We start from the raw sequence: 17,470 nt of genomic DNA, 5'->3' as shown, positions 1-17,470 counted from the left end.
AGTGACGCGGGCAGAAGACCCGGCGGTTTTACCACTGGTTGTCCAGGTTTTTGGTATCTATCTTTCCAGGCTCCTTGTTGCGCTCCTTCATGCCGCGGATGGGCTTGGGCTCCTTCTCGTGAAGGTCCAGGACATCAATCACATTCTCCCCTTTTTTCAGGAAGGGGGCCGGAACGTACAGCCTTAATTGAGGCCCCACATTCCAATACCGCCCCACATTCACGCCGTTCACCCACACGTATCCCTTGGCATAGCGGGACATGTCCAGGAACGTGTCCTGCGGCTCTTCAATGTTCACGACGGCCCGGAAATGCGCTCCTTCCCGTTTCCGGGAAGGGCCCTTTCCCTTGGGCGCCTGGACGATGGAGTCAGCCTTCAGGGGAAGGGCCCTCACCGTCCAGTTCTTCAACTCGCGCGTTCCCAGCTTCACAGGGCCGTGCAGCCCCTTGCGGTCGCTCTCCATGCTGATGTGGAAATTGATATGTCCCATGGCCTCCACCAGGATTTCCAGCGTTCCCGGCTTCTTGCGCTCCGGCAGCTCCACGCTCTTCTGTCCCAGGCGTCGGTCCAGCGTGCCGACCGGCTCTCCGTTCAGGTACACCTGGGCATAGTCATTGACGTTGGTGAATTCCAGCGTTTCAGGCGGTCCGGCCGGAACGGTGGCGCTGTAAACGGCGATGCCCTGGTTCTGGTTCCACTGTTCGAAATAGGGCGGCTGCGGGAACTTGGACCGGAAGGGCTTGGGCAGGTTCTCCCAAAGGCCGGCATGGACCACGGGCGTGAACTCCGGAATCTCCATGGCCGGGATGTCCGCGGGAGGTTCCGGCACGGCGGCTTCCGGAGGCAGTTTTTCCAGGATGATTTCCCTCATCTGGGTGTAATATTCATTCATCCGGCCCTGTTCGTCCACGGGAGAGCCGTAATCGTAACTCGTCAGGTCCGGCTGGTATTTTCCCGGCCCCCCGTTGTTGGCGCCCGCCGTAAACCCGAAGTTGGTGCCACCGTGGAAAACGAACAGGCTGAAGGAGCGCCCCTTGTCCATAAACCAGCGGACGTGGTTGACAATGCCTGGGGTGGGGGCCCAGTTCCCCTCCCCCCAGTGCCGCAGCCAGCCCGGATACGTTTCCGAGGAAAAAACGGGAACGCCCGGATTGCACTTATTAGCCACCTCCCAGTGGCCGTCGTTCAGCCCCGGGTCCAGTCCCACGGCCACGCCGGGAAGCACCACCCCTTTCAGGAAATGTTCCCCCGCGCCGTCGGACGTATAAAAGGGGCCGAAGCCCTTCCTGGTCCAGAACGCTTTCAGCCACTCCATGTACTTGCGGTCCTTCCTCTGGTAGCTCCCGTATTCGTTCTCAAGCTGGGTCATCAGGATAGGGCCTCCGTTTTTGACCAAAAAGGGCTCCGCCACACGGGCCACGGCTTCCAGATACCGCGTCTGCGCCTTCATGAATTTGGCGTCTTCCGTAGTCCTCAATTTGGCCTTGGGATCCTTCAGCAGATAATGGGGCAACCCTCCCAGGTCCCATTCCCCGCACACATAGGGACCGGGGCGGAACAGAACCCACATGCCTTCCTCCTGGCATATCTTGAGAAACTCTCCCAGATCGCGGTTGCCCGTCTTGAAGTCAAAGCTGCCGTCCGGCTGTTCATGGTCGTTCCAGAACACGTAAAACGCAATGGTGTTCAAGCCCATGGCCCGGGCAGTCCTGATGCGGTGCCTCCAGTACTCCCTGGGGATGCGCTGGGGATGCATCTCCGCTCCGCGTATCTGGAACGGTTTTCCATTCAGCATGAACTCCTGGTTCCCTTCCCCGCCGAACTTGAACACGGCGGGGGCTCCACCGGAAGGAGCAGGCTTCTGCGCATTCCGGACAGCCCCGGGACCGGCCCATGCCAATGCTCCCACTCCGGCGGCCATCAGGGCGGCAGCCCAACTGAAACCATATTGCTTCATCATGCTGAACTGTTAATCCATTTGAAGACGGTTGCCAATCACAATTTTACCCGCCGCCGCCGCACCTGTGAGGCGTCTTTCCCCTCCCCCGGCGGACTGCCGGGGCCGGGCGGCAGGAATTTCTCCTGCGGCGGGGAATATTATCACGTCATACGCCTCCATTCCTTTGCGCGAAAGCCGGAGGGCGCCTGTCTAAATTCAGCGATATGAAAACAATTGTTCTTCTGCGCCATGGAGAAAGCACGTGGAACCGTGAAAACAGGTTCACCGGATGGACGGATGTGGACCTGACGGAACTGGGGATAGAGGAAGCGAACCATGCGGGCGACCTGCTGAAAGACAAGGGCATGGCTTTTGACCAGGCTTACACCTCCTACCTCAAGCGCGCCGTGAAGACGCTTAACTGCGTGCTGGACCGTCTGGACCAGGACTGGCTGCCCGTCGCCAAAAGCTGGCGGCTGAATGAAAAGCACTACGGCATGCTCCAGGGGTTGAACAAAAGTGAAACGGCCCAAAAATACGGAGACGAGCAGGTGCTGATCTGGCGGCGCAGCTACGACGTGGCTCCCCCTCCCCTGGCGGAGGACGATCCAGCCAACCCCAAGTGGGACCCCCGCTACAAGGGGGTGCCGGATAACGAACTTCCGCGGACGGAATCCCTGAAGGAGGCCATTGACCGCATGATGCCCTACTGGGAGGGAACCATCCTCCCCTCCCTCCGGACGCTGGACAATATCCTGATCGTGGCCCACGGCAACACGCTGCGCGGCATGATCAAGTACCTGAAAAACATCCCCAACGACCAGCTTCTTTCCCTGAACCTTCCCACCGCCATTCCCTATGTGTTTGAATTTGACGATTCCCTGAACCTGGAGAAAGACTACTTTCTGGGGGATCCGGAAGAAATCCGCAAACGCATGGAAGCCGTCGCCAGCCAGGGAAGCGCGAAGAAAAAACCGCCGATCGCCTAACCCCCCTCCCTTCCGCATGACCGACCATTCCTGCCGCATTGCGTTTTTTGACGCCAAGCCCTACGACCGGGACTCCTTCAACCCGATCAACGAGCGCGAATTCCATTACGACATCCGCTACTTCAAGGGGCACCTCACCCCGGACAGCGTGCCGCTGACCCGCGGCACGGACGTGGCGTGCATCTTCGTCAACGACACGGCAAACCGGGAAGTGATCCGGAGCCTGAAGGAAAACGGCGTCAAACTGCTGGCCCTGCGCTGCGCCGGATTCAACAACGTGGACCTGAAAGCGGCGGAAGAAGCGGACCTGCCCATCGTCAGGGTCCCCCAATACTCCCCCTATGCGGTGGCGGAACACGCCGTAGCCCTGATGCTCTCCCTGAACCGCAAGATACACCGCGCGTACTGGCGCACCAGGGACGGCAACTTTTCCCTGCACGGGCTGATGGGCTTTGACATGAACGGGAAAACGGCCGGCATCATCGGAACGGGGAAAATCGCCAGAATCCTCATCCGCATCCTCAAGGGGTTCGGCATGAACATCCTGGCCTACGATCCGTACCCCGACCAGCGCTTTGCGGAAGAAGCCGGCATTACGTACACCACGCTGGACGACCTGTACGCCCGGTCCGACATCATTTCCCTGCACTGCCCCCTCACCCCGGAAACGGAATACCTGATTAATGCGGACTCCATCGGCAAAATGAAGGACGGCGTGATGATCATCAACACGGGACGCGGCAAGCTGATTAATACGGAAATGCTGATTGACGGCCTGAAATCAAAAAAAGTGGGGTCCGCCGGCCTGGACGTGTATGAAGAGGAAGGTGAATATTTTTACGAAGACAAGTCCGACCGAATCATTGACGACGACACCCTGGCGCGCCTGCTCTCCTTCAACAACGTCATCCTGACCTCCCACCAGGGCTTTTTCACGAAGGAAGCCCTGCACAACATTGCGGAAGTCACCCTGCACAACATCCGGGACTTCCTGGAAGGCAAGCCGCTGGCCAACCGCGTATCGCTCCAGTCACACTGAGCGCACCCGGCACCTGCTTCCGTGAGGGGAATGCGCGCGGCCTCCCATCCGTGTTTTCCCCGCAGGGCCGCCGCACCGGCATCCGTATGCCGGACGGCGCATGAAGTTCATGCGCCAGGGAATGCGCCCCGGCGGAGTGAGCGGAAAAGACGCCGCCGCTTTTCCGCGCCAGAGGACAGGCACGTCATAGGAAACAGTTTCACCCCCCTCTTTCTCCACTACCGGCCGCCTGACCACGCGCATCACATTCCCTTCATAATCCCGGCTCTCCAGCGACCACCGCACGTTGTAAATGGCCGGAACCCGGTACACGCATTCCACGGAAAGCTCCGGTATCCGGTACGGCGGGAAGCGTGCCTTCCACTCTCTTCAGATTCTTGAAAACGGCACGGCAAATTTCATCCGCCTTTTCCGGATTCTCATAAGTATTCCCCGGAAGCAGGGCGTCCCGGAGCAGCGCGGCGGGAAGGGAGCCGGAAAACAACAGCCTTGAACCAACTGGGAGAACGGGTTGCCGGGCATCCTGGAACAACTATTCAACTGGAAAAACAATTCGGCGGCAATCCAGTCCGTTCCCGCCTTTCCATTCAGGCCCGGCCATCTGTTTGCGGCCACCTCCACCACTTGCAGCAAGCACGGCACGGACGGCTTTTCCCGTTCCATCGGCGGAAGGCTCTCCATATAGGCCGCCACGCGGGCCGCCGCAGGCGACAGGCGCGTTTTTTCAGGCAGGATTACGGGCTGTTCAAAAGGTTCCTCGTCAAAGCCGTCCAGGACCTTTTCAGCCTTCAGCGCTCCCGTGTCCATTCCGGACAGGAGGAAAATCAGCAAATAACGTTTCATCATCAATCATCAGGGCAGCCAGGGAGTATTCCGGCCATCGTTGATTAAATGCTCTTGACGCATGGAGAACAAGCAGCTTTTCCTCTTTCTTCCTTCTCAACATACTACTGGAAATTTCCGGAAAATTATGGGTCTTATATAGTTAAGTTCGGCAAAAAAATTCTCTTCGAATGGTATCCTTCTTAGAAAGGACTTATTTGGTACGCAACCCTAATTTAGCCAAATATTTTTGTACTTGCCAATTTCATAAAAATTCCCCATTAATAGGTAGTAAAAAATACAATTATGAAAACTACTAATCAACTCATAGATATTGCTCGTGCTGGTGGAGGGATAAGAATTGATGCATCTACAAAAACAACTGACCAACTTGTTGACATTGCTAGGGCTGCATCTAACAAAATGGTTCATTTGACTCTTGCAAATGCGAATGCAAAAACAACTGACCAATTGATTCGGATTGCCCGTGCAGGAAAAGGTTGTGTCGTTTTTGATTTTGTAGAATAGTAAGTAATAGGGATTTCTCTTTCTGCGGAAAGAAAAGCGCTACCTCACTTCTTCATGAGGTAGCGCTTTTTAACTTGTAAAGAGGAGAGGCTTCTAAAGACGTATACTACACTATAGTGTAGTATACGTCTTTAGAAGAAACAATATTGAAAAATGTCATTGTCTTTAAAAGCAAGCGATAACGCCTTCAACAATACTTTGTAATTTCGGACAACCGACTGAAATAGTAATGAGAGAAGAAAGAATCACCGAAGCAATCCACAGTAAAGCCTTCCAACCAAATTTAACACAATATTTCCTTTTTGCCCAATTAATATCTGACATTTTAGAATTAATATGGTCGTATAGCTCAGTATATTGATTATAGGCGTCTTCGTATCTTTTCAGAGATTTTGTTTTATCGATTCCTTCTATTTTTTTAGCCTCTCTAACTGAGGAAATAGCTTCATTGTGCAATTTTTTGTAAGTGACATAAAATTGTCCATTATCTACTACAAATAAATCGACACGCTTAGTCCTTTTCTCAAAATTTTTAACATAATCAGATAAATGAATATTAAGGTATTTATAACAATCCAAAATTATTCTCCAAATATGTCCTTCCGCTTTTGCAATTTCATTTTTAATAGTTTCGGGCTTTAAATCAGGAATATAGCATCTAGCTATATGGTCATGTAAAGCACGAATTTCATTAAAAAGTTCTATAGGAAACTTTTCGTATTTCGCTTCTATATCCGCTATCAATAATTTGATAGTATTATTATATGTCGTATAGAGATTCTCTATACGTGATAAATAATCAGAGGAAAGCATTTTATATTTTAGCTATTTTTTTATCAAGATTAAATCTTAAAAATCTTGAAAGAGCTAAATATACAGAACCTCTTCCAACTAGTGGAAATCTATTGCGTTTTGTGTCTAATTTTAGTTTCTTGCCAATTTTAGACTCTATAGCTGCATCTAATTCAGAGGCATCCATCTCTAATATTCTAGATACAGGCACTCCAACAGAACGAGCAATCGCCTGCTTAGTTTCCTCATTCAAAGATATTTTAGGTAACATGATGCTCTCTACAATAAGTACCTCTTCAAAATGGATTATTCATAAAATATGTCAACTAATATTACACGATATTATCTATATGACGCATATTATCTATTGATTGACGATTTTTCAACTTCTCCTCCACCGCCCTCAAAATCCATTCCTCCACGGACAATCCTTCCTTGACGGCCTGTTTGACTACCTCGTTCAGAGTAGAATTTTTCATTCGAACGGCGATTTGAGATTCCAGTTCCGAAGGATAATCGGCACTCATCAAATGGCGCAATGAGCCTTGTACGTTCTTAGGGATTCTTTGGCGGGCAAACCAGTTATGAACCACGGTGGTTTGGACTCCAAGGGCTTTGGCTATTTCAGCGCGGCTAATGGAATGGTCATTGAGCCATTGGCCTAATTTTTTCGTGTCCACATACTCCGGTTCAGGCTTGGAATTGCTCGTAAACATGCGATTTGATTATCTGATAGAACCCAGTTCATAGAAAGAAAGAGCTTGTATTGTTCGCATTTGTTATGTTAATAACTCGCATATGATGATTATTGCGATTCGCAATTGAGACCCTTAAGCGGGAATCTTTGTTGGCAAGCGTGACTTCATTATGACTTCAACCCATAAACGACCATGAAGAGAAACTTATTTATAACGTGTGCATTAGGTCTATTGTCCTGTGCTTTTTTCAGCCAAGCGTCTGACCCTTGGAACTATTATAGAGCAGGCAGTTCTTACAGTTCTCCATCCTATACTCAGAAATACGATTCTACCTTTGGAATGAGTATCAAGGGTGTTTATGGGATTGCGGGAGATAGTGACATGCCCAATCTTGGCGGCGGTCTGCTCAGCCTAAATTCCTATACTGAAACAGGAGATATCGTTCACGAATTGTCTTTGACGGCAGGATTGATGTCTTCCGATGCTAAACATTTCAATGCCTTTGATATTGGCCGCGAATTGGGATATTCCGATGCTCAGATTCAACAATTTCTTAATGAGAATGACATTACGAATGTTGACCTGAAAATCAAATACCAAACATCTATTCCATTACTAGCTGGATATACGCTGAACCTTCCATTAGTTCAGGAGAAAGCATATTTCTTCTTAGGCGGCAAAATTGGCGTAACTTTCAATTCTTTGAAAGCCACAGCTACGGTTGATAGAAAAGTCTGGCTGAGTAATTCCACTTATCGAATAGAGAGAGGTAGAGCTAGTGCAACTGAGGTCAATGCCGATTTTACATTCTCTGCTACGTTAGGATTCCGCTTTGCCATTGGTAATACAACAGATTTGATTTTAGGGTACGAACTTCTCAAATTCCACGATACTGACCCTTACCATGTCATCCAAGCTGGCATTAGCTGGACCTTTTAACCACCTTCGGCGGTGAATTAACTGGCCTCCTTCCTTTCGGGGAAGGGGGCGATTCTTTGATTTGCATGACTTAGGCCGTCACCTTGTTGCAGGGTGGCGGTCAATTCTTCAATTCGGCGTAAGTGATTCTCGTCGCAAATGCTTTAGCCATAAGAGCATCCAATCTCACCCATGTATGGATTTTTACATTTCCCTCATTCAATCGATACGCAAATTCATCTACATATCTCTGTAAATGTTTTGTGCTGAATGAATGGTAGATTCCATAGAATCCTCTCTTCAAAACCGCCCATACGCTCTCAATGCCGTTAGTATGGGCCATTCCGTCAACATACTGTTTGACACTATGATTCACCACCTGATGATTGAACTGTGATTCTTTGTAAGAAGCATGTTCATCAGTAATCAGAACGGAGTCTTGGCTCAAATACTTATTCAAAACTTGGTGAACTGTATCTCTTGAAGTGTCGGGAATAACCCTTGCCAAAACCTTTCCTGCTCTGGTCCTCATTCCTAAAACCGCCGTCTTTCCAACAATTCCACGCCCGGCCTTCAATTTCTGAGATTCGTGCTTATTGGATTCCTTCCCTCCAATATACACCCCATCGGCTTCAACGATTCCAGACAGAAAGCCGTTATTGTCATCGTCATCATGGTTGGAATTGCAAGCTTCCCTAATCCTTTGAAGCATGAACCACGCCGTTTTTTGCGTAACCCCAATTTCTTTAGAGAGTTGCATGGAGCTAATACCCTTTCTGGAAGTTACTACCAAATAGAAAGCAAAAATCCACTTATGAAGTGGAACATGGCTTCGTTCAAAGATAGTTCCTGTCCTCACAGTATAAACTTTCCCGCACTCCCCACATTCAAAATACCCTTCAACCCCGTTCCTCTTTACTCTATACTGTTTTTCGCTTTTCCCGCAGAACGGGCAAACTACCTTATCGCCCCACCGTTTTCCCTCCAAATACTTTTTAGCTGATTCTTCGTTGGGGAATTTTTCAAAAAGCTCAAAAAGTGAAATGGTTAAGCGGTCGTTCATGGTTGCCTCCTTAGTATGACTAATTAATAGCATACGGAGGAACCGAAGTCAAGTATATAAGGCCCAAAATTATCAGGCCCAGCGTCAAGCTTCCCAGCTGTAAAAACTCCCTTGTTAAGTCCCTCCGGAAGCCGAAGAATCGCCGGCCCTCTCGCCATTCCGGAACCATATCCGGAGGGAAGGCACGAAAAATCCTGCCCACTTTTTTATTGACGGCAACAGCGTCTTGAAGGACAAGATGGAATAGATTAACATCTGTCTTTCAACTCCAACCATCCATATCCAACATGAAACTGCTCTTAATGCTGAATGCCTCCCTCCTGCTCTGCGCAGCCGTCCAGGCCAAATTCCCGGCGGACGGACTGATTAAAACGGCAGCCTCCGGCGCCATTCAGGGGAAGACCGTCCTGATGAAGGCTGAAAATGCGGAACTTTCCAAAAGCAAGCTGGCAAAAATACGGTCCGTCAAATTCATCGCCGGCATGGCGGAAAAAGACTCCGGCGCAAGCTGGGAAATCAACGTCGCCCAAGACGGGGAATACATCCTTGAAGCCTGGTACACGTTCCCCTGGACGGCTACCGCTTCCGCCCGCTATGAACTGAAATGCGGCGACAGCGCCCCCTTCCTGTGGAATGTGCCCACTTCCGGCGGCGGTGAGGCCGATGGGGGAATCTACCATCTGGGCCGCATGAACCTGGTTAAGGGAAAACAAACCTTTACGCTCAAGAAAAAAGGGAGGGACGGCATTTACATCCGCTATATCCGGCTCATTCCCGCCTCCATCTTCCCGGTAGTCCAGCCGGCGGCCAGCGGCAAAATCACGCTCTTGCCTGAAAACTGCCTCATCACGCATGCCCTGGCAAAAGATGCGGGAAAATTCAACATCCTGTCCCACTTCAGCTCCGTCAGCTGGGAAATCTTCACCAAAAACGGAGGAACCTATACGGTAACGACGGATTATGCCATTGCCGATCCCGCCTCCACCCTGTTCAAGCTGGGTTATTCCATCAATGACAAGCTGACGGAATTCACTTTTCCGGGAACCGGCGGATGGTCCCGGTTCGTAAAGCACTCCCCCGGCGTCCTTACCCTGCCGCCGGGAAAATGCACCCTGACCGTCAAGGGAATCACCAGCGGCGCGGAAACAAAGTCCATTGTACTTGCCCCCGCGCCGTAGGCGCCGGGCCTCTTTTCCTCCGGAATCCGGCTCTTTAAAGGAAAAAGGGAGAAGGAACAGCCTTCATCATTTTTCTTTACGTCTCACGCCGTCTGTGGAAGATAGGAAACGGCTTGCCCGTCTGCCGGGCAAGCCGTCTCAGTACCAGCCTGTACCGGGACTTTCCCTGCGGAAAAACCCGTTCCGGGGTTCCGCGGCCGCGCACGTAAAATACGCATCGCCCCTTTTTCTGTAAGCACAATCACTTTTCGCCGTACTTATACCATGAGCACTCCGGCCCCTCTCTCTCCCTCCGTTCTGGCTCCCAAACCTCATTATGCCGCCCTGGACGGCCTGCGCGGCGTAGCCGCCGTCATGGTGGTCCTGTTCCACATGTTTGAAGGAAGCGCCAGGGACTTCCAATTCCACACGGACCAGATCATCAATCACGGCTATCTGTCCGTGGACTTCTTCTTCATGCTGTCCGGCTTCGTCATCGGGTATGCCTATGACGACCGCTGGGGAAAGATGAGCCTGTGGGATTTCTGCAAGCGGCGGCTGGTGCGCCTTCAACCCATGGTGGTCATGGGGATGCTGCTGGGTGGAGCCCTCTTTTACTTCCAGGGGTCTGAAATCTTCCCGAACATCGCACAGACCCCCGTATGGAAAATGCTGCTGGTCATGACCGTGGGGTTCACGCTGCTGCCCGTCCCCGTTTCCCTGGATATTCGCGGATGGACGGAAATGCACCCGCTGAACGGTCCGGCCTGGTCCCTCTTCTTCGAATACATCGCCAACATCCTTTACGCCGTGCTCATCAGGAAATCCACCAGCCGGTGGCTGGCGGTCCTGGTCTTCCTGGCGGCCTGCGCCCTCATCCACCAGTGCTACACGCAGGGCAACAACATCGGCGGCTGGACGCTGGACGTGGAACAGTGCCGCGTGGGATTGACGCGGCTCATGTTCCCCTTCTTCGGCGGCCTGCTCCTGTTCCGCCTGTGCAAGCCCGGCCGGGTCAGGCACGGCTTCTGGTGGTGCAGCCTGCTTCTGGTGGGAGCGCTGGCCATGCCGCACGTGGGCGGGGCGGAAAACTTCCGCCTGAACGGCCTGTATGACGCCTTCTGCATCATCGTCATCTTCCCCGCGGTGGTCTTTCTGGGAGCCAGCGACATCCCAGGCGACATCTCCTCCCGGGCCAGCCGATTCCTGGGAAACATCTCCTACCCCCTTTACATCACCCACTACCCCATCGTTTACCTGTACCTGGCCTGGGTGCACGATGCGGAAGTGCCCTTTTCCCGCGCTCTCCCCGTGGCGGTGGGCGTCCTGTTCATCTGCATTGCCGTGGCCTACGGGTGCCTGAAGCTTTATGACGAACCTGTGCGCGCATGGCTTTCCAAACGCGTGCTGGCGCGGCGCGCACCGGAACAGCCCAGGCCGTAAAACGGAGCCCAGGGCATAACGGCGGTTCCGGGGCGCCCGGAAAACAACGGGAGCGCCGGGACAAACATCTGCCTTGCCCCCGGCGCGGCCCAGCCGGATACTGGCGGCGGTCTTCCATGGAAAAACTGCCGACATCCTCCAAAGCGCTGCGCTACCTGCCCTTTCTTGTGGCATCGGCATTCTTCATGCAGATGCTGGATGCCACCATCCTGAACACGGCCATCCCCACCATCGCCCGCAGCTTCAACAGCCACCCGCTGCAGCTTCACTCCCTGGTGACGGCCTACATGCTTACCGTCTGCGTCCTGATACCGGCCTCCGGATGGATATCCGACAAGCTGGGCTCGCGCCGCACTTTTCTCTTCGCCATCTCCGTTTTCTCCGCGGGGTCCCTGCTGTGCGCCCTCTCCACCTCCGTCGCCATGATGACGGCGTGCCGCGTCATCCAGGGAATCGGGGGGGCCTTCCTGATGCCCGTAGGGCGTCTGGTCGTCCTGCGCTCCTATCCGCGCTCCATGTTCGTCAACGTTCTGAACATCGTGACGATTCCGGCGCTGCTGGGGCCTCTCCTGGGGCCGGTGCTGGGCGGCATCATCGTCCAGTACGCCTCCTGGCACTGGATCTTCCTGATCAACATTCCGGTGGGCATCGCAGGCCTGTGGGCCACCTGGAAACTGATGCCGGACCTTAAAGCGGTCCGGGAACAGAAATTCGACTGGGCGGGCTTCTTCCTCTTCTCCTCCTCCGCCGTGCTGGTCACCATGGGCCTCTCCACCGCAGGAGGCGCAGCCGACAAGACGCGCATGGCCCTGCTCCTGTCCGCCGGAGGCGTGTTCCAGCTCCTGTACTGGGTGCTGGCGTTCCGTTCAAAGGCGCCCATCTTCAGCCCCTCCCTGTTCCGCATCAGGAACTTCGCCATCGGCATCGCCGGCAACATCGTCTGCCGCCTGGGGGGAAGCTGCCTGCCGTACTTGATTCCGCTCTTCTTCCAAGTGGTGCTGGGTTACTCCGCCCTCCAGTCCGGCATGTCCCTGATTCCCCTGGCGCTGAGCAACCTGCTGGCAAAAACGGTCGCGCCGCGCCTGCTCGGCAAATTCGGCTACCGGAACATCATGGTCGTCAATACCTTTACCATCGGGACGCTGCTGGCCGCCTTCTACTTCATCAGCCCCGGCACCCACGAACTCACCCTGCTGGGCATGCTCGCCCTGCTGGGCGCGGCCAACTCCATTCAATTCACCTGCATGAACACCCTGACGCTGATTGACCTCCCCAACGCGGACGCCAGCAGCGGCAACTCCCTGCTCTCCACCATCATGCAGCTCTCCATCGCCGTCAGCATTGCCGCGGCCTCCCTGCTGCTGGACAGCTTCGGCGGCCATTCAGCCACTTCCGGAAAGGCCGTGGAAGCCGCCTTCCACGCCACCTTCGTCACCATCGGCGCCATTGCCGCGGCCAGCTCCTTCATCTTCGCCCTGGTGGATAAAAACAAGGGCATCACCCGCAGGCGGAAAAAAGCGGCCTGACGCGCGGGAACGCGGCCCCCGCCTCTGTTCAGGAACAGGAAACGCTGTCCCCCGTTTCAAGGGAGCAGCACTGCGCGAACTGGGCGCGGGACTCTTCCAGGGTAATCGGCTTCTTGTCCGCCCCCAGGGCCACGTAAACCAGCTCCGCCTCCGTAATCTTGGCAATATTATTGCAGAGCTTCGTCAGGCGTTCCGCATACACCTCCACCTTTACGGTGACGGAGGTGCGCCCCACCTTGATAATCTCCGTATAAAAGGAAACCACATCGCCCACCAGCACGGGAGCTTCAAACGTCAGGCTGCTGACTGCACGCGTCACGATGTAGCGGCTCAACGCATAACGCATGGCCGTATTGGCTCCCGCCAGGTCCACCTGGCTCATCACCCAGCCGCCGAACACTTCCCCGCTCTGATTGGTGTCCGCAGGCATCGGTTCCACGCGCAGGGCGGGAATGCGTCCCTCCGGAAGCTGGGTATGGTGGTATGTATTTTCCATAAATAAGAACAATTATAAATTAACGGGCTCATGCTCATCTATCCCGGCCCTCTTGTAAAGAGCAAAACGCGGAAACGGAAGGCGGACAGCCCCGGAGGATTCCTCCAAGAAAGGGGAATACGTTTTCGCAGGACAATAAAGTATTGACGATAGATGTGTTATCAGTTTAAAAGGAACCATGCGGATTCCTCCTTCCCCGCCCATTGCCCTCGTCTCCCTTTCCCTGCTGGCCGTGCCGGTTTCCATGGCTGATACAACAGACTCCGGAACCTCCCCTTCCATTCAAAATGAGGGAAAAGAAAAAAAGGCGCCTCAATTCAAATTCACGCTGAGGGAATATACCCATCCCGGCGGAGAAGCTACCTGCGTGTTACGGGACAGTTCCTTCCCTTATCCCAAAGACTACATGCTGCAGGATTACCTGGCGGCCCTGGAGCAATTCCTGGAAGAACAGCAGGCCAGGGGAATGCCGCTGGAAAAAATCACTTGCTTTTCCACGCCTTCCCTGGGGCGGGCAAAGGACGTCCAGGAAAAATTCAAGCAGCTGGCGAGGGAGGGGAAAAGCCGTGTCTCCAAAAAGGACGGCCATTACATGAGCGTCTGCGTGAGGCTGGTACGGGAGGAAAAACTGCTCGCCCCCTGCAGGGAAACCTTCAAGCGCTTCGGATTGAAGGTGGACGACACGCTTTTTGGAGAATCCAAAATGGCAAGGGCTCCCTTGGACGTGCCGGGAAGAAAAACCCCCGTCTATTATTTTACGGGAGGGATGGTGAACCTGAAGCTGGCTCCCCTGAAACCGCTGGAACAAAAGGCTCCATAAAAAATAAAAATGCGCCGGGACAAGCCGCTTTTACACCGGACGGTTGAATTTGTGCGTCTTATCCCGGCCTTTTTTACAATGGCCCGCAAGGACGGTTGTCCATTCCTTATGGACCGCGACCATGAACCCAAAATGAAAAAAGTGGACGGGGAGGAACATCCCGCTTCCGACTTCGCCTATGTTCCCGACCCGGAAAAGCCCTCCACCTGGAAACTGCCGATTTTCAACATGCATCATGTAGGGGGCGCCCTGGCCGCCATGACCAGTGACTACCGCGGCAATCCCGTGGAAATCCCGGAAGGAGACCGCCACGCCGTCATGAAAAAAATCCTGGCCCGGAAAGCGGAGCTGGAACAGGAAAAAAGCTGACTCCGGCTTCTTGCATTCCTTTTTTCTTGCGCCTGGAAACAAGCCGGGAAAGATGGCTTTCTCCCCCGGCTCCCTTGATTCTTTGCCATCCGGCAGGGTAAAACCTGCCGGACTTTTTTTGTTCCGCCGCCTGCTGCGCGCCGCGGGAAGCTCCGCAATTGTCCCCCCCACTTATAAAAGAGGCAGACCTTCACCTCTTTTCTCCCCTTTATCCATGTAATGGCATGGCCTTCCACCGCCGCCTGTGATAGAATCCCTCCACCCCTTATTCCGGGAAAACGGGAACGGCGCGGCGTTCAGCCGCCTTTTCCCGGACAACGGCTGCCGAATTTCCCGCAAAGGCGGAATACCCGGAACGCCATTCCTTCCTCTTTAAACGCCATGACCGGAGAAAAAGTGAAAAAATGCCTTTGGCTCTTCTGGATCAACCTCTTTATCGGGGCATTCACGTTCGGGGGCGGCTACATTGTCGTGCCGATGATCAATAAATACTTTGTCTGGAAAAAACGGCTGTTTTCCAAAGAGGAGCTTCTCTCCATGGCCGCCATCGCGCAATCCACGCCCGGAGCCATTGCCGTCAACCTCTCCGCGCTGGCGGGGCACCGCACCGCAGGCATGGCCGGAGTCATTTGCAGCTGCCTGGGCGCCATCATCCCGCCGCTGGTCATTCTTTCCATCATCACCGTCTGGTATGACGCCTTCAGTTCCAATCCCGCCGTGGAAGCGGTCCTCCGGGGAATGCAGGCAGGCGTGGCGGCCCTCATTGTGGACATAGTCGTGGACATGTGGCAGATGATCCTGCGCAGAAAATCCGCCCTGCTGAACGCGCTGGTTCCGGGCGCGTTCCTCGCCAGCTTCGCCTTTCACGCCAACATCGCCGCCATTCTGGCCGTGTGCTGCCTCCTGAGCCTGTGGCACGTCCGGAAAACGCTGGGAAGGAGGGCCGGATGACTCAGGCATTATGGCAGCTTTTCAGCGTCTTTCTCCAGATCGGAGCGTTCAGCATCGGAGGCGGCTACGCCGTCATCCCGATGATCCGGGACCAGGTGGTCATTCACCAGGGCTGGATTACCCAGAAGGTTTTTACCGATATCATCACGATTTCCCAGATGACGCCAGGCCCTCTGGCCATCAACACCTCTACCTTCGTCGGGCTGCAAATCGCCGGCATTCCCGGCGCCGTGGCGGCCACCCTGGGCTGCATCATTCCCGGCGTGGCGGCGGCGCTGCTGCTGCACCTTTTCTTCCAAAGGCATAAAAAATCCGCTTATGTTTCCGGGGTGCTGGAAGGGCTGAAAGCGGCTTCCGTGGGCCTGATCATGTCCGCGGGCGGCACCATCCTGCTGCTGACCTTCTGCGGCACCTTTGACTGGCACGCCATCGCGGAAGTGGACTTCCCGAGCATTCTCCTGTTCGGCGCGGCCCTGTTCGTCCTGCGGAAATGGAAAATGAACCCCATCCTGCTGATGACCCTGACGGGAGTGGCCGGATACTTCATTTACGGACTGTCCTGAAATCCGGCGCGGACGCGCTGAAAAACGGAGGAAGGTTCCCGCCCTCCCTCGGCGCAAATAGGATGAAAGGATCAAATCATTTGATCATCAAGCGGGTTCATCAGCACAATATAGCGGCTTTTCCCGAAAACGGATTGGAGAAATTCAACAGGATTCAAGGAAGACCAGTGAATGAACGGCTCTATCAGGATCAATGGAAATAACATTCAGAATAATCCTATATAAGTGAATATCAATGACATGCTGAAATAAAAGCATGTCTTCCCTTGAACAGGCCATCCAAATCCCGGTCATCACGGATAGGAAATGCGGAACACCGGAGAAAGGGACGCAGCCAGCTATCTTACGCATGGCGGGCGGCGCCTTCCTTCTCCCGGCAGTTTCACGCCAAAACATGACTGATGAAAAAATGAGTACTAAAGACATTCACGAAATGCAGGACCCGCGCGACGAATTCCGCCAGGAAGGGTATGAAAAACAGCAGCAGAAAGCTCCCGGGCTCCAGTCCGAAATGGAACCCGTGCCGGACGCCGGAGAACAAAGCTATCATGGCTGCGGCAAGCTCCGTGGACGGAAGGCCCTGGTCACGGGGGGAGATTCAGGCATAGGCCGTGCGGCCGCCATTGCGTATGCACGCGAAGGAGCCGACGTAGCCCTGAACTACCTTCCCGAAGAACAGAGCGATGCCGAGGAAGTGGCGGAGCTCATCAGGAAGGAAGGGCGGAACGCCGTTCTGCTGCCGGGCGACCTCAGCGATGAAGCCTTCTGTCAAAAACTCGTCAGGGACGCTCTGGAAAAACTTGGCGGCCTGGACATTCTGGCCCTGGTGGCCGGCAAGCAGGTAGCGGTGGAGGACATTCAGGACATTACCACGGAGCAATTGACTAAGACATTTGAAGTGAATGTTTTCTCCCTGTTCTGGATTGCCAAGGAAGCCCTTCCGTACCTCAAGCCGGGAGCGAGCATCATCACGTGTTCTTCCATCCAGGCCTACCAGCCCGGCAAGAACCTGGTGGACTATGCCTCCACGAAAGCGGCCATCATCGCCTTCAGCCGCGCCCTGGCCAAGCAGGTAGCCTCCAAGGGCATCCGGGTGAACGTGGTAGCTCCCGGCCCCATCTGGACGGCTCTGCAAGTGACCGGAGGCCAGTTGCAGAAGGACCTGCCGGAATTCGGGCAGAAAACGCCCCTCAAGCGGGCCGGACAGCCCGTGGAGCTCTCCGGCCTGTACGTCTTCCTCGCCTCTCAGGAATCCAGCTTCATCACTGCGGAAGTCTTCGGCGTCACCGGCGGCATGCATCTGGCCTGATACGGAAATCCGCGGCCCGGGAAAAGGCTTCATGCTGCCTGCCCGGCA

19 protein-coding genes are annotated in these 17,470 nt (G+C 54.1%); 12 read left to right on the top strand and 7 right to left on the bottom strand.

All coding sequences use genetic code 11. The annotated features are described in order from the left end of the window. Positions 1 to 28: 28 nt before the first annotated feature. Complete coding sequence (locus P8A25_RS00455) at positions 29 to 1,960, bottom strand: beta-galactosidase (protein ID WP_215442866.1); 1,932 nt, start codon at positions 1,958 to 1,960, stop codon at positions 29 to 31. A gap of 203 nt (positions 1,961 to 2,163) precedes the next feature. Between P8A25_RS00455 and gpmA the strand changes: the two genes are divergently transcribed. Both gpmA and P8A25_RS00445 read left to right on the top strand, forming a co-directional pair. Then, the gene (gene gpmA / locus P8A25_RS00450) at positions 2,164 to 2,928 is read left to right on the top strand and encodes a 2,3-diphosphoglycerate-dependent phosphoglycerate mutase (RefSeq protein WP_102731221.1); all 765 of its coding nucleotides are present in this window, start codon (positions 2,164 to 2,166) and stop codon (positions 2,926 to 2,928) included. A 16-nt stretch (positions 2,929 to 2,944) separates the two neighbouring features. Beyond that, positions 2,945 to 3,967: a 2-hydroxyacid dehydrogenase gene (locus P8A25_RS00445; RefSeq protein ID WP_215442868.1), complete on the top strand. Its 1,023-nt coding sequence runs from the start codon at positions 2,945 to 2,947 to the stop codon at positions 3,965 to 3,967. Between the two features lie 369 nt (positions 3,968 to 4,336). On the opposite strand, the gene P8A25_RS00440 is transcribed toward P8A25_RS00445, so the two are convergent. After that, a complete protein-coding gene (locus tag P8A25_RS00440) occupies positions 4,337 to 4,813 on the bottom strand; it encodes a hypothetical protein (protein ID WP_215442870.1) in 477 nt (158 codons plus the stop codon). Positions 4,814 to 5,095: 282 nt separating this feature from the next. Here P8A25_RS00440 and P8A25_RS00435 point away from each other — a divergent pair, with 282 nt between their 5' ends. Further along, a complete protein-coding gene (locus P8A25_RS00435) occupies positions 5,096 to 5,317 on the top strand; it encodes a hypothetical protein (RefSeq protein ID WP_215442872.1) in 222 nt (73 codons plus the stop codon). 165 nt (positions 5,318 to 5,482) lie between these two features. Here P8A25_RS00435 and P8A25_RS00430 read toward each other — a convergent pair whose 3' ends face one another. From P8A25_RS00430 to P8A25_RS00420, 3 genes are all read right to left on the bottom strand, one after another. Beyond that, complete coding sequence (locus P8A25_RS00430; RefSeq protein ID WP_215442874.1) at positions 5,483 to 6,130, bottom strand: hypothetical protein; 648 nt, start codon at positions 6,128 to 6,130, stop codon at positions 5,483 to 5,485. A 1-nt stretch (position 6,131) separates the two neighbouring features. Then, positions 6,132 to 6,380, bottom strand: coding sequence for a hypothetical protein (locus P8A25_RS00425; protein ID WP_215442875.1), 249 nt, complete (start codon positions 6,378 to 6,380; stop codon positions 6,132 to 6,134). Between the two features lie 61 nt (positions 6,381 to 6,441). Continuing rightward, the gene (locus P8A25_RS00420) at positions 6,442 to 6,825 is read right to left on the bottom strand and encodes a hypothetical protein (RefSeq protein WP_215442876.1); all 384 of its coding nucleotides are present in this window, start codon (positions 6,823 to 6,825) and stop codon (positions 6,442 to 6,444) included. A gap of 174 nt (positions 6,826 to 6,999) precedes the next feature. Between P8A25_RS00420 and P8A25_RS00415 the strand changes: the two genes are divergently transcribed. Further along, positions 7,000 to 7,746 (top strand): outer membrane beta-barrel protein, encoded by a 747-nt coding sequence (locus tag P8A25_RS00415; RefSeq protein WP_215442877.1) that lies wholly within the window; start codon positions 7,000 to 7,002, stop codon positions 7,744 to 7,746. A gap of 100 nt (positions 7,747 to 7,846) precedes the next feature. On the opposite strand, the gene P8A25_RS00410 is transcribed toward P8A25_RS00415, so the two are convergent. Then, positions 7,847 to 8,788 (bottom strand): IS1595 family transposase, encoded by a 942-nt coding sequence (locus P8A25_RS00410; RefSeq protein WP_215442878.1) that lies wholly within the window; start codon positions 8,786 to 8,788, stop codon positions 7,847 to 7,849. A gap of 287 nt (positions 8,789 to 9,075) precedes the next feature. On the opposite strand from P8A25_RS00410, the gene P8A25_RS00405 reads away from it, so the two are divergent. The 3 genes from P8A25_RS00405 to P8A25_RS00395 all read left to right on the top strand — a co-directional run bounded on the left by P8A25_RS00405 (position 9,076) and on the right by P8A25_RS00395 (position 12,914). After that, entirely contained in the window at positions 9,076 to 9,966 is an 891-nt protein-coding gene (locus P8A25_RS00405) for a hypothetical protein (RefSeq protein ID WP_102736768.1), read from the top strand. Positions 9,967 to 10,230: 264 nt separating this feature from the next. Further along, the gene (locus P8A25_RS00400; RefSeq protein WP_404838726.1) at positions 10,231 to 11,388 is read left to right on the top strand and encodes an acyltransferase family protein; all 1,158 of its coding nucleotides are present in this window, start codon (positions 10,231 to 10,233) and stop codon (positions 11,386 to 11,388) included. Between the two features lie 116 nt (positions 11,389 to 11,504). Next, on the top strand, positions 11,505 to 12,914 hold the full coding sequence (locus tag P8A25_RS00395) for a DHA2 family efflux MFS transporter permease subunit (RefSeq protein WP_022396426.1): 1,410 nt from the start codon (positions 11,505 to 11,507) through the stop codon (positions 12,912 to 12,914). Between the two features lie 28 nt (positions 12,915 to 12,942). On the opposite strand, the gene P8A25_RS00390 is transcribed toward P8A25_RS00395, so the two are convergent. Further along, entirely contained in the window at positions 12,943 to 13,410 is a 468-nt protein-coding gene (locus P8A25_RS00390) for an acyl-CoA thioesterase (protein WP_022396427.1), read from the bottom strand. Between the two features lie 178 nt (positions 13,411 to 13,588). Here P8A25_RS00390 and P8A25_RS00385 point away from each other — a divergent pair, with 178 nt between their 5' ends. The 5 genes from P8A25_RS00385 to P8A25_RS00365 all read left to right on the top strand — a co-directional run bounded on the left by P8A25_RS00385 (position 13,589) and on the right by P8A25_RS00365 (position 17,422). Then, positions 13,589 to 14,230 (top strand): hypothetical protein, encoded by a 642-nt coding sequence (locus P8A25_RS00385; RefSeq protein WP_215442879.1) that lies wholly within the window; start codon positions 13,589 to 13,591, stop codon positions 14,228 to 14,230. A gap of 132 nt (positions 14,231 to 14,362) precedes the next feature. Then, positions 14,363 to 14,599 (top strand): hypothetical protein, encoded by a 237-nt coding sequence (locus P8A25_RS00380; protein ID WP_146021054.1) that lies wholly within the window; start codon positions 14,363 to 14,365, stop codon positions 14,597 to 14,599. 381 nt (positions 14,600 to 14,980) lie between these two features. Next, the gene (locus tag P8A25_RS00375; RefSeq protein WP_102727899.1) at positions 14,981 to 15,550 is read left to right on the top strand and encodes a chromate transporter; all 570 of its coding nucleotides are present in this window, start codon (positions 14,981 to 14,983) and stop codon (positions 15,548 to 15,550) included. Next, positions 15,547 to 16,113 carry a chromate transporter gene (locus P8A25_RS00370; RefSeq protein ID WP_102721622.1) on the top strand — a complete coding sequence of 189 codons (567 nt, stop codon included), beginning with the start codon at positions 15,547 to 15,549 and terminating at the stop codon, positions 16,111 to 16,113. Before P8A25_RS00375 ends, P8A25_RS00370 begins: the two co-directional genes overlap by 4 nt. Positions 16,114 to 16,522: 409 nt before the next feature. Then, positions 16,523 to 17,422: an SDR family oxidoreductase gene (locus P8A25_RS00365; RefSeq protein ID WP_251828002.1), complete on the top strand. Its 900-nt coding sequence runs from the start codon at positions 16,523 to 16,525 to the stop codon at positions 17,420 to 17,422. The last annotated feature ends 48 nt before the right edge of the window (positions 17,423 to 17,470 follow it).

The organism is Akkermansia sp. BCRC 18949, assembly GCF_045011645.1.
GTDB classification, from domain to species: domain Bacteria; phylum Verrucomicrobiota; class Verrucomicrobiia; order Verrucomicrobiales; family Akkermansiaceae; genus Akkermansia; species Akkermansia massiliensis.
Note: the sequence above shows the minus strand (reverse complement) of the source record. Positions and strands in the feature narration are given on the sequence as shown.